11 protein-coding genes are annotated in these 12828 nt (G+C 45.8%); 7 read left to right on the forward strand and 4 right to left on the reverse strand.

From position 1 onward, the window contains the following. Positions 1–58 precede the first annotated feature (58 nt). Together clpA and clpS are read right to left on the reverse strand one after the other, a co-directional pair. On the reverse strand, positions 59–2326 hold the full coding sequence (gene clpA, locus L5L91_RS07415) for an ATP-dependent Clp protease ATP-binding subunit ClpA (RefSeq protein ID WP_131523328.1): 2268 nt from the start codon (positions 2324–2326) through the stop codon (positions 59–61). Between the two features lie 43 nt (positions 2327–2369). After that, a complete protein-coding gene (gene clpS, locus L5L91_RS07420; protein WP_006081936.1) occupies positions 2370–2678 on the reverse strand; it encodes an ATP-dependent Clp protease adapter ClpS in 309 nt (102 codons plus the stop codon). Positions 2679–2872: 194 nt separating this feature from the next. Here clpS and cspD point away from each other — a divergent pair, with 194 nt between their 5' ends. Further along, a complete protein-coding gene (gene cspD, locus L5L91_RS07425) occupies positions 2873–3079 on the forward strand; it encodes a cold shock domain-containing protein CspD (protein ID WP_006081937.1) in 207 nt (68 codons plus the stop codon). A 321-nt stretch (positions 3080–3400) separates the two neighbouring features. On the opposite strand, the gene L5L91_RS07430 is transcribed toward cspD, so the two are convergent. After that, complete coding sequence (locus L5L91_RS07430) at positions 3401–5626, reverse strand: NADP-dependent isocitrate dehydrogenase (RefSeq protein ID WP_263236023.1); 2226 nt, start codon at positions 5624–5626, stop codon at positions 3401–3403. A gap of 343 nt (positions 5627–5969) precedes the next feature. On the opposite strand from L5L91_RS07430, the gene rluE reads away from it, so the two are divergent. From rluE to L5L91_RS07460, 6 genes are all read left to right on the forward strand, one after another. Further along, positions 5970–6746 carry a 23S rRNA pseudouridine(2457) synthase RluE gene (gene rluE / locus L5L91_RS07435; RefSeq protein ID WP_263236024.1) on the forward strand — a complete coding sequence of 259 codons (777 nt, stop codon included), beginning with the start codon at positions 5970–5972 and terminating at the stop codon, positions 6744–6746. Positions 6747–6791: 45 nt separating this feature from the next. Beyond that, positions 6792–7286 (forward strand): NUDIX hydrolase, encoded by a 495-nt coding sequence (locus L5L91_RS07440; RefSeq protein ID WP_212600198.1) that lies wholly within the window; start codon positions 6792–6794, stop codon positions 7284–7286. A gap of 326 nt (positions 7287–7612) precedes the next feature. After that, positions 7613–8731, forward strand: coding sequence for a tRNA 2-thiouridine(34) synthase MnmA (gene mnmA, locus L5L91_RS07445; RefSeq protein ID WP_263138563.1), 1119 nt, complete (start codon positions 7613–7615; stop codon positions 8729–8731). A gap of 3 nt (positions 8732–8734) precedes the next feature. Further along, positions 8735–9352, forward strand: a complete 618-nt coding sequence (gene hflD, locus L5L91_RS07450) for a high frequency lysogenization protein HflD (RefSeq protein WP_131523325.1) — start codon at positions 8735–8737, stop codon at positions 9350–9352. A gap of 29 nt (positions 9353–9381) precedes the next feature. Further along, positions 9382–10752 carry an adenylosuccinate lyase gene (gene purB / locus L5L91_RS07455; RefSeq protein WP_113940534.1) on the forward strand — a complete coding sequence of 457 codons (1371 nt, stop codon included), beginning with the start codon at positions 9382–9384 and terminating at the stop codon, positions 10750–10752. Positions 10753–10904: 152 nt separating this feature from the next. After that, positions 10905–12044: a cupin domain-containing protein gene (locus L5L91_RS07460; RefSeq protein WP_263236025.1), complete on the forward strand. Its 1140-nt coding sequence runs from the start codon at positions 10905–10907 to the stop codon at positions 12042–12044. A gap of 176 nt (positions 12045–12220) precedes the next feature. Here L5L91_RS07460 and L5L91_RS07465 read toward each other — a convergent pair whose 3' ends face one another. Then, positions 12221–12670 carry a DUF4826 family protein gene (locus tag L5L91_RS07465; RefSeq protein ID WP_011789106.1) on the reverse strand — a complete coding sequence of 150 codons (450 nt, stop codon included), beginning with the start codon at positions 12668–12670 and terminating at the stop codon, positions 12221–12223. Positions 12671–12828: the final 158 nt, after the last annotated feature.

Raw genomic sequence — 12828 nt, forward strand, 5'->3', positions numbered from 1 at the left:
AAAAAAATGGCTGCAATTGCAGCCATTTTTATGTCTAAAACTAACGGATAATCAAGCATTAAGCTTTTGTTGTGGCTTTTTCGTGACGTTCGGTACGAATGACAATCTCGCCCTCCTTCACATCCACATACGCAACACCGCCTGACTCTAAGACACCAAATAAGATCTCGTCTGCCAATGGACGTTTGATCAATTCGGTCACGACCCGAGCCATTGGACGTGCACCCATGTTCTTATCGTAGCCTTTCTCGGCCAATAAGGTTCTGGCTTCGTCGCTGACTTCCAAAGTAACGTGTTTTGCATCCAACTGAGCCTGCAATTCCACCAAGAATTTATCGACCACTTTGGCGATAATCGTCATGTCCAAATGATTGAACCAAATGATGGAATCGAGACGATTTCGAAATTCTGGCGAAAATACTCGATTAATTTCAGATAATGCATCTTGGGTGTGATCTTGCTGGGTAAAGCCAATAGACTTACGAATAGTCTCCTGTACACCCGCGTTAGTGGTCATCACCAAAGTCACATGTCTGAAGTCAGCCTTACGACCATTATTATCGGTCAAAGTACCATGATCCATCACCTGCAACAGCAGGTTATAGACATCACGGTGAGCCTTCTCTATTTCATCCAATAGCACGACACAGTGCGGATTTTTAATCACAGCATCCGTGAGCAAGCCACCTTGGTCATAACCCACATAACCAGGAGGCGCACCAATCAGGCGTGACACTGTATGGCTTTCCATGTACTCAGACATGTCAAAGCGCACCAGTTTCATCCCCAAGCAGTTGGCCAGTTGGTTAGTGACTTCGGTTTTACCCACACCGGTTGGACCGGCGAATAAGAAGCTCCCCACAGGTTTTCTGTCAGCACCTAAGCCACTGCGCGATAAGCGAATGGCCGAACTCAGACTCTCAATGGCCTTATCTTGGCCAAAGACCACCATCTTAAGGTTACGCTCAAGGTTACGCAGTAAGTCCTTATCAGTAGCGGATACCGACTTCTCAGGGATACGTGCCATTTTCGCCACAATCGACTCAATCTCGGCCTGGCCTATGGTCTTTTTACGTTTGCTCATAGGCAACATCACCATACGAGCCCCCGCTTCATCGATAACATCGATAGCTTTATCGGGTAAATGCCTGTCATTAATGTGCTTGGCCGATAATACTGCAGCGCTGCTGATCGCGGCCTGAGTATAACGAACACCATGATATTCTTCGTATTTAGACTTAAGCCCCATCAAAATCTTAGTGGTTTCTTCCACTGAAGGCTCATTGATATCTACCTTTTGGAAACGACGTGCCAGCGCACGGTCTTTCTCAAAAATACTTTGATATTCTTGGAAAGTCGTCGAGCCCATGCAGCGCAAATTACCGCTAGATAGCAAAGGTTTCAACAGATTAGAGGCATCCATTACGCCGCCGGAGGCCGCGCCCGCACCGATAATGGTGTGGATCTCATCGATGAATAGGATGGCATGCTTATCCGCCGCAAGTTCTTTTAGCAGGTTCTTAAAGCGTTTTTCAAAGTCGCCGCGATACTTAGTTCCCGCCAGCAGTGAACCTAAATCTAAGGAATACACTGTCGCTTCAAGCATTACATCGGGTACTTGTTTATTGACAATGCGATACGCTAACCCTTCAGCAATCGCTGTTTTACCTACACCCGCCTCACCCACTAACAGTGGATTATTTTTACGGCGACGGCACAGGGTTTGAATCGCGCGCTCAATTTCTTGGTCGCGACCAATCAAAGGGTCGATGATCCCTTGCTTTGCAAGTTGATTTAAGTTGGACGCAAATTGCGACAACATACTACGCTCTTCGCTGCCTTCGCCCTGCTCTTCGACACGTTCTTGATCTTGATGTGACTCAGCATCATCATTTTTGGCGAAACCATGGGAAATAAAATTCACTACATCGAGGCGACTAATGTCGCAGCGGCGCAGTAAATACACGGCTTGGGATTCTTGCTCACTGAAAATGGCAACTAACACGTTAGCGCCGTTCACTTCATTGCGACCCGATGACTGCACATGGAATACTGCCCGTTGCAGCACTCGCTGGAACCCAAGCGTCGGCTGAGTTTCTTTGTCATCATCAATATCGGCAATGATTGGGGTTGTTTGTTGGATAAAGCTTGCCACTTCATCTCTGAGTTTATCTAGATTCGCTCCACAGGCGATTAACGCTTCTTGAGCCGCAGGATTGTCGATCAGAGCTAATAACAGATGTTCCACTGTCATATACTCGTGACGCGCGTCTCTGGCTTGCTGAAACGCCAGATTTAAGGTGACTTCCAGATCTTTGTTCAGCATAAGCACCCCCAAAATTAACAACAGACTACAGAGTAAAGCGGTTTTATGCTTTCTCTAACGAACACAGTAACGGATGTTGGTTTTGTCTTGCAAATTGATTTACTTGTATCACCTTAGTTTCTGCAATCCCAAACGGGAAAATACCGCAAATCCCTTTTCCTTGGTGATGGATCGTCAACATGATATCGGTCGCTTCCTGCTCGTTCTTGCGAAAGAAAACCTGCAAAACTTCAATCACAAAATCCATTGGGGTGTAATCATCATTATTGAGTACCACCTTATACATCGAAGGCGGCATTAACTCTGATTCGACACGTTCTTCAACGTGTTCAATATTTCCTATCTTTGCCATTTTTTAATACTAGCCTCTCGTGTTGGCCTCTTCCAATTGATCCGTTCAAATTAATCAGTTGTTACCCCTTTGTTAATTTTAGCTTGACTTCCGCATTTACTCCTTACATTCTGTTGTGCAGACGGTGAACGAATACCCGTCTATACAGGTTTTACTATCTTACTGGTAAGTAGACAACAGAAGGAAGTGGAAGTATGGCAAGCGGAACTGTTAAATGGTTCAACAACGCCAAAGGATTCGGGTTTATTTGCCCTGATCAAGGTGGTGAGGACGTTTTTGCACACTATTCTACCATTGAAATGGAAGGCTATCGAACTCTAAAAGCAGGCCAACCCGTTCAATTTGAAGTAGAAGCCGGTCCAAAAGGGATGCACGCTTCAGCCATTTCACCAACAAAATAACGTTTGGTGAGGCCAATGATCTAAAAGGCAGGGACTTGTCCCTGCCTTTTTATTGCTGCGTGTTTCATCAATTCTCACCACTTAATGCTGCATCGCTCATCATCATTTCGCATGAATTTAATTCAAGTTCAATCGCCACACATCATCCATTGCATCCCAGAAAAAAGTTTTTATCATCGGTCTCGACAGCAAATTTAGGGTATAAAAAAGGATCTGCAATGCAGACCCTTTTTTAAAATCAGTCTAATGACTTACAACTTTACATCAACTTAGATGGCCAACACTGACGCGCACGCCATCTAAAAGTGATAACGAGCGGGATTAAGCAATCAACAGCTTGTTCAACGTCTCGCTTGGGCGCATGGCTTTTTCAGCCTTAGCCGCATCTAAACGGTAGTAACCACCTAAATCGACTGGTGCACCTTGTACCATCGCTAATTCAGCCACAATCACTTGCTCATTCGCCGCGAGCGCATGCGCTAACGGAATAAAGTGTGCTTGTAACTGCTCATCGCCCGTTTGCGCTGCTAAGGCTTGTGCCCAGTACATGGCTAAGTAGAAATGACTGCCACGGTTATCCAGCTCACCGACTCTTCTTGATGGCGATTTATTGCTATCTAAGAATTGGCCAATGGCTTGATCTAACGTATCGGCTAACACTTGGGCTTTTGGATTGCCCACGGTTTGGCTTAAATGCTCAAGAGACGCTGCCAGAGCCAAGAATTCACCGAGCGAATCCCAACGTAAGTGACCTTCTTTCTCAAGCTGTTGCACGTGTTTAGGTGCACTACCGCCAGCACCTGTTTCAAATAGACCGCCGCCGTTCATTAATGGAACGATTGACAGCATTTTGGCACTGGTGCCTAGCTCGAGGATGGGGAACAAGTCAGTCAGGTAGTCACGTAGAACGTTACCCGTAACTGAAATGGTATCTTTGCCTTCTTTGATGCGAGCCAAAGACAAACGCGTCGCGTCTTCTGGAGACATAATGCTGATGTCTAAGCCATCAGTATCATGCTCTGGCAGATACTGCTGCACTTTTGCAATGATTTGCGCATCGTGGGCACGTTTGCTATCTAACCAGAATACCGCTGGAGTATTGCTTAAACGGGCACGGCGCACGGCCAGTTTAACCCAATCACGTATTGGTGCGTCTTTAACTTGACACATTCTCCAGATATCGCCCGCTTCGACGTTATGGCTCATCAATACCTTACCGCTGGCATCGACAACGTTGACCACACCGTCAGCAGGAATTTCAAAGGTCTTATCGTGGCTGCCGTACTCTTCGGCTTTTTGCGCCATCAAGCCCACGTTTGGCACGCTGCCCATGGTTTTAGGATCAAAAGCGCCGTGCTCTTTACAGAAAGCAATCGTTTCTTGGTAGATACCGGCATAACAACGATCTGGGATCATGGCTTTAGTGTCATGCAGTTGACCGTCTGGTCCCCACATTTGGCCAGATGAACGAATCGCAGCAGGCATAGACGCATCGATAATGATGTCGCTTGGCACGTGTAAGTTGGTGATACCTTTGTCAGAATCAACCATAGCCAATGCGGGACGCGCAGCGTAAACGGCGGCGATATCGGCTTCGACTTCGGCGCGGCTATCAGCAGGTAATGTCGCTATTTTGGCATAAACATCACCAAAACCGTTGTTAACATCTACGCCTAATTCAGCGAAAAGCGCCGCATGTTTGTCAAATACTGGCTTGAAGAATACCTTCACAGCGTGACCAAACATAATAGGATCAGACACTTTCATCATAGTGGCTTTCAGATGCAGCGATAACAGCACATCTTCTGCTTTGGCGTTTTCGATTTCACGCTCATAGAAGCTCACTAAGGCTTTTTTACTCAACACCGCAGCATCGATGATTTCGCCAGCCAGCAACTTAAGACTGGACTTGAGTACTACTTCTTGACCATCTTTTGGGGTCAGCACGATATTCACACTGCCCGCATCAGATAAAGTAACAGACTGTTCGCTGCCGTAGAAATCACCGTCAGTCATGTGGGCAACGTGTGACTTGGAATCTTTGGCCCATTTTCCCATGGAATGCGGGTTTTTCTTGGCGAAGTTTTTCACCGATAATGGGGCACGGCGATCTGAGTTACCTTCACGCAGTACTGGGTTTACCGCACTGCCTTTAATCTTGTCGTAACGTGTTTTAATTGACTTTTCAGCGTCGGTTTTTGGCTCATCCGGATAATTAGGGATGTCGTAACCTTTTTGCTGCAGTTCAAGGATACAGGCTTTTAATTGTGGGATCGAAGCACTGATATTCGGTAACTTGATGATGTTCGCTTCTGGCTGATTCGCTAACTCGCCAAGCTCAGTCAGATGGTCGCCAATCTTTTGTGCTTCGGTCAGTTGCTCAGGGAAACTGGCAATAATACGGCCCGATAACGAGATATCACGGGTTTCAACCGCAACGCCCGCGGCGTCGGTAAACGTTCTGATAATAGGTAAGAGTGAGAGGGTGGCCAGTGCTGGCGCTTCGTCTGTTTCAGTGTAAATAATTGTTGATGAGTTATCTTTCATGTTACATCCTACATTATTGTAAAATTTAATATTTTTTATAATAATTTTATAGCATGGCGAACAAATCTGAGCACAGGGAAAATATCAATCAAGGCAATCGACCACGCCCTCACCTTTCAAATTCTCAATGCCCTTCTGTCTTTGCGCGCAAGCTAAAATTTGTTACAACGACTCATTAAAACCTAATAAACATTTAGGCACAGATCACATTTTCTGGCCGACATCATAGAGCATTCGCAATAATATTCAAATTCCACTAACGGCGAATGCCAAGTACACTATGACCACATTAACGACTCAATCAAGTCAGGTAAGCGTGTCTCAACCTCCTGTTAGCAAAAGTATGAACAAAAACAAGTTTCAACCTAAAGGTGCCAATGCCAGCGCAAGTTCCCCAGCCAAGAGCCCGATTAAGCCCGCCAGCAGAGGCCCTGCCAACCGCGCTACCGCCGTAGATAGCAAAGTGGCGCCAGCACGAAATGCCAATGGCAGTTTAAAGAAAGAACCCTTTAAAAATCCTAATCGACGCGCAATTGCGGCGGCAAAACCGGTGCAGAGCCAAACGATTGCGCCGATTATTGTGCTGTTTAATAAGCCTTTTGATGTACTTTGCCAGTTTACCGATGAACAAGGTCGTAAGACCCTAAAAGACTATATCCCGATTGCTGACGTGTATGCCGCAGGCCGCTTAGACAGAGACAGTGAGGGCTTGTTGTTGCTGACCAATGACGGTCAATTACAGGCAAGACTGACAGAACCGAAAAAGAAAACCTTTAAAACCTATTGGGTGCAAGTAGAAGGCGTTCCGACGGAGGATGTACTGACAAAACTACGCCAAGGTGTTGAATTAAATGATGGTATAACGCTGCCAGCTAAAGTCAAAATTATGGATTCACCCGACGTTTGGCCACGTAATCCACCGGTGAGAGAGCGCAAAAATATCCCAACAACTTGGCTAGAAATCCAAATTCATGAAGGCCGCAACCGCCAAGTCAGACGCATGACAGCGCATATCGGTTTTCCGACCTTAAGATTAATCCGTTATAAAATAGGCCAATGGAGTCTAGATAATTTGCCATCGGGTGAGCACAAATGCATCCGTCTCGGTGATGAAGTCTAAATTTCAGCCTAATTTCTGCATTCAAATCCACTCAAAGGAGGCTCAATGAGTCAAAGATATAAACCCAATGTGACCGTCGCTTGTATTGTTCATGCAACTTCACAGGACAAATATCTGATGGTAGAAGAGTGGATTGAAGGCGAGCAACGCTTTAATCAACCAGCGGGTCACTTAGAAGCGAATGAAAGCTTGATCCAAGCCTGTGAGCGCGAAGTGTTTGAAGAAACGGGGTTATCACTCAAAGCCCAAGGACTCGTCGGCATTTATCAACTTAGCGCCAGTGAAGACTTAGCCTTTGTGCGCTTTACTTTTTTCGTGCAGTTAGATGATATGCCCTCACCTGCGCCGCAGGATAAAGCGATCCATAGTGCGCATTGGTTAAGTCTTGCGCAGATAGAAGCCATGCCATCTTTACTGCGCAGTCCCTTAGTACTCGATTGCTTAAAAGACTATCTCAATCAGGCACAAAATGGCCAAACTTATCCCCTTAGCTTACTCAATAGTGACCGCCTCACGATAGCCCAAGCGAGCAAGGCGTGATAGAATACCGCCCCGCATAAACGGCTGGCTAAGCTTAATGCGTGTGCTACTGCAGAGGCCTTGTACAGCAAATAAATAGTTGGCCGTAAATGCGAGGTTTACTGACAGTTTGCGGACTCATTTTATTTGATAGCGCTGGCAAAGTTTGATTTAGCAATCAGCAGCACACGGCACCTAGATGTAAAGCGAGCTTGGATTTAAAGTGAGCTTGGATTTTTAGTTAGCCCATATTTTTAGTTAGGTTAGGTATTTTTGTTACGCGCTCAATGTCGCGGCTTAAATTCATCCACCTAGCCAATACACATACTCAATGGTTTTTAGGATTTATGACATCAATCGAACCCACTCATACAGGAAAAAAAGTCATTGTCGGCATGTCCGGCGGTGTAGATTCATCTGTTTCAGCCTATTTGCTTATGCAGCAAGGCTATCAGGTTGAAGGCCTTTTCATGAAGAACTGGGAAGAAGATGACAACAACGAGTACTGCGCTGCCGCAGAAGATTTAAAAGATGCCCAAGCCGTGTGCGACAAGCTCGGGATCAAGCTACATACAGTCAACTTTGCTGCCGAATATTGGGACAATGTATTTGAGTATTTCCTCGCCGAATACAAAGCGGGCCGCACGCCAAATCCCGATATCATGTGCAACAAAGAAATCAAATTTAAAGCATTTTTAGAATTTGCCGATGAAATCCTCGACGCCGATTACATCGCAATGGGCCACTATGTTCGCCGTCGCGATAACAGCGATGGCAGTACGCAAATGCTCCGTGGCGTTGATGGCAATAAAGATCAAAGTTATTTCCTCTACACCCTTAGCCATGAGCAAGTTGCCCGAAGCCTGTTCCCTGTCGGTGAGCTCGAAAAATATCAAGTTCGTGAAATTGCGAAAGAAATGGGCTTAATCACCCATGACAAAAAAGACAGTACTGGCATCTGCTTTATCGGTGAGCGCAAGTTCACTGAATTTCTAGGGACTTATTTACCGGCGCAGCCTGGCAATATCGAAACCCCAGAAGGCGAAGTCATAGGCACGCACCAAGGACTCATGTACCACACCTTAGGCCAACGTAAAGGCTTAGGCATTGGCGGCATGAAAAACAGCAATGACGATCCTTGGTATGTGGTCGATAAAGATCTTGAGCGTAACGTATTGATCGTGGGTCAAGGCGGACACCATCCCCGTTTGATGTCGACTGGCATGACAGTTAACCAACTGCATTGGGTGGATAGAACTGGGCCTGTCGATGGTTGTCATATCGCAGTGAAAACCCGTTATCGCCAACAAGATGTGCCTTGTACATTAACCTACACAGATGAACACACCTTGCGCGTGGTCTTCGATGAACCTGTAGCGGCGGTGACGCCTGGACAGTCTGCGGTATTTTATGATGGTGAAGTCTGCCTAGGTGGCGGCATCATAGATCAATTAATCCGAGGGTAAAGCGTGAACGAGCAACTCATTAATCGGACTATGGCGTTTGCAGGCATACTGCAAGCCATTGCCCAAGTTCAACATTTAGCGCGCCATGGCGAATTGGATAATGCCGAGCTCGCTGCGAGCTTAAACACCATTCTCGTCACCAATCCTGACAATACGGCCGATGTCTACCAAGATAAAATCGTATTGCAAAAAGGCTATAAGCTGATCCTGAACCAGCTCGGTGATAGCAGCCAAAAAGATGTTGAAATCACCCGCTATTTAGTGGGCGTGTTGGCGTTAGAGCGAAAATTAGTTCGCTCTAACAGCGGCTTAGGCATGTTGGCTGAACGTATTAATCAAGTGAATCGCCAGCTACATCATTTTGCCATCACAGATGAGCAAGTCGTTGCCAATCTTGCCAGCATTTACAGTGACATCATCAGTAATTTAGGGCCAAAAATCCAAATATCGGGTAATCCTGTGTGTTTGCAGCGCCCTATTGTACAACATAAAATTCGTGCTCTGCTGCTTGCCGCTATACGCAGCGCAGTACTGTGGCGTCAGTTGGGCGGTAAACGTCGACACTTAGTCTTCGCCCGCAAAGCCATCGTCGATACAGCCAAGAAAAGTCTTACCCTATAATAAAATTAGCGTTCATCAAGGAGCTACACATGGATCTTTCCGCACTAACTGCTATCTCTCCGGTAGACGGTCGTTATGGTAGTAAAACCGCGTCATTGAGAGGGATTTTCAGCGAGTTCGGTCTTACCAAGTACCGTGTTCAGGTTGAAATCAATTGGCTAAAACTGTTAGCCGACTGTCCAGACATTAGCGAAGTGCCAACATTGAGCGCGTCAGCTATCGCCGTACTCGATGGCATTAAAGACAATTTCAACGAACAAGATGCGCTGCGTGTTAAGGCTATCGAAAGCACCACTAACCACGATGTAAAAGCGGTTGAATACTTCATTAAAGAAAAAATCGCGGGCAATAGCGAATTAGCCGCTGTGGGTGAGTTTGTTCACTTTGCTTGTACTTCTGAAGATATCAACAACTTAAGCCACGGTTTAATGCTGACTGAAGCCCGTGAGCATGTATTACTGCCTTACTGCAACGAGTTGCTGACGGCAATTAAAAAGCTGGCGATTGAATATCGCTCTGTGCCATTAATGTCACGTACCCATGGCCAACCCGCGTCACCTTCGACGCTCGGTAAAGAAATGGCGAACGTCGCAGTGCGCCTTGAACGTCAAATCAAACAAATCGCCAATGTTGAAATCATGGGCAAACTGAACGGTGCCGTAGGTAACTACAATGCTCACCTGTCAGCCTACCCTGAAGTTAACTGGCATGAGCTGTCTGAGCGTTTTGTGACTAGCCTTGGCTTGCACTGGAATGCCTACACGACGCAAATCGAGCCACACGATTACATTGCCGAATTATTTGATGCGGTTGCCCGTTTCAACACTGTGCTGATTGACTTTGACCGTGATATTTGGGGTTACATCGCCCTAGGTCACTTCAAACAACGCACTATCGCCGGTGAAATCGGTTCATCGACTATGCCGCACAAAGTTAACCCCATCGATTTTGAAAACTCTGAAGGTAACTTAGGTATCGCTAACGCCCTGATGCAACATTTAGCGTCTAAACTACCGTTATCAAGATGGCAACGTGATTTAACTGACTCGACTGTACTGCGTAACTTAGGTGTGGGTATTGCCCATGCGTTGATCGCGTATCAAGCGACCTTAAAAGGCATCAGCAAGTTAGAAGTTAACGAAGCGCATCTGCGTGATGAGTTAGATCACAACTGGGAAGTGTTAGCAGAACCCGTACAAACGGTAATGCGTCGTTATGGTATTGAAAAGCCATACGAAAAATTAAAAGAACTGACGCGCGGTAAACGTATCGACGCGCAGCAACTGTCAGTGTTTATTGACGGACTTGAATTACCAGACTCAGTGAAGGCTGAACTGAAGAAAATGACGCCAGCCAATTACATTGGTCGCGCCGAAACGTTTGTCGACGAACTGAAGTAAGTTATTAATTAAAATTGGCGATTAACTAATATTAAGCTATTGACTGAAATTAGTTATTAACTGAAGTTGGCGACGGACAATACTCTTTCTTAAACAGAAATAAGGATTAAGGCGACCCACATCACCGCGATGTGGTCGCCTTTTTTAACACTATGTATACACTCAATCTCGATATCGCCCAGTTTCTTAGTGAATACTGGCAAAAGAAACCCCTGTTGATCAAAAAAGCATTTCCGCAATTTGAAGATCCTATCAGCGCCGATGAATTAGCAGGCCTTGCCTGTGAAGAAGAAATCTCTTCACGCATCGTCGTCACCAAAGACAATGATTGGGAAGTGGTGCAAGGTCCGTTTGAAGATTACGACAGCTATGGCGAAACCCATTGGCAGTTATTAGTGCAAGCAGTCAACCATTGGTATCCAGATTCGCAGCCATTAGTTGAAGCGCTGCGTTTTTTACCTGACTGGCGTTTCGATGACTTGATGGCATCATTTGCAACCCCAAGTGGCGGTGTCGGCCCGCACGTTGATAACTACGATGTATTTATCATTCAAGGCGAAGGTGAGCGTCGCTGGACTGTGGGTGACAATACCCCGCAACAACGTCGCGGTGGCAATCCAAACTCGCCGCTGGTTGAGGACTTTACGCCCATTATCGATGTAGTGTTAGAAAAAGGCGACATGCTTTATATTCCACCTGGTTTCCCACACTGCGGCGAAACCCTAACTGTGGCAATGAGTTACTCGATTGGTTTCCGCGCTCCTAGCCAGCAAGAATTAGTCAGTGAAGTCGCCGATTATTTGCTCGACAATAACTTAGGTCAGCAGCGTTTCACCTCGCAAACTGAACCGAGTTCAGCCGGTATCGTCAGCCAAGATCATCAAGTGGGCATCATGTCACTCTTGAGCCAGCTGAGCCAAGATCCCAATAGCTACCAAATCGTGTTAGGTAAGTTGCTCAGTCAAAACCGTTTCGAGCTTGATTTGTGTGAAGGCGAAGAAGCTTACAGCATTGAAGATTTGCAAGATGCCTTCGCCCAAGGTGCTGGCGTCAGCCGTATCGGTGGTTTGAAAGTATTGCGCCTCGAAAATGACGCCACACCGCGATTATTCATCAATGGTGACGTGCATGAACTGCCCAATACACCGGCAGACGTGATCGCACAGTTGAGCGATAACGTCAGCTTAAGCGCCGATGAAGCGACTGAAATATGTCAGCATGAAGAAGTCCAAGCCTTACTGTTGAAACTCATCAATCAAGGTTTCTACTACTTGAGCGACAGCGAAGAATAAGCCCTATCGACTTTGTTCGATAACCTTATACTTAACATAGGAAATCAACATAAAAGTCAGTATAAAAAAGGCACTCAACTGAGTGCCTTTTTGTTATTTCAATTATCAGTATCAATCGACACAAGTGACTGTATTAACTCAATACTATCTAAATACAATCCTCAACTCATTTGAGTTTAAGCATTCCACAGTTTATCGTCGTTGTGCATACGATATAAACTCTCGGCACGCGATACTAATAGTTGAGCAAATTTAGCCTGAGTAGCATCACGAGTTGCACCCGAACGCACTAAGTTTTCCGCCTGCATTTGCCACATCATAGAGAAATGACGCACGGCATCACGGGCCGTCGCCGCCACTTTGACATCGACAAAATCCGACGGTAAATCACCTGACATCACCCAATAGGTTTTGTTGCTTGGACGCTTTGATTCCATCTTCCAAATCGCCATATAAGGCGCAAGATAACGGCTTTCATCGGCTAGGACTTTGCTTGGTATCACGCCTTTTTCAGCGAGAAAACGATTGGCTTTTTGAAATTGAGTTCTGACCCACTCTTGACGCAGCTTTTCTATTTCTTCAGCTGATAAATTTTGTTGAGTTTGGTCGACAGCTTGTTCAGTCATACTTCCGTCCTATCTTATTGTTATAACGCGAGCCTAATTCTTGGGATCAGTGCGCGATTCATTCTATTCGTTACGTTAAATTCAGTACAATCCATTCTTAATCGCAAAGCTTACGTTTACGTAAAGTGGAAAGCTAAATTGCCACAAATAATGTATTT

Source organism: Shewanella sp. SM55 (genome assembly GCF_025654025.1).
GTDB classification, from domain to species: Bacteria; Pseudomonadota; Gammaproteobacteria; order Enterobacterales; family Shewanellaceae; genus Shewanella; species Shewanella oncorhynchi.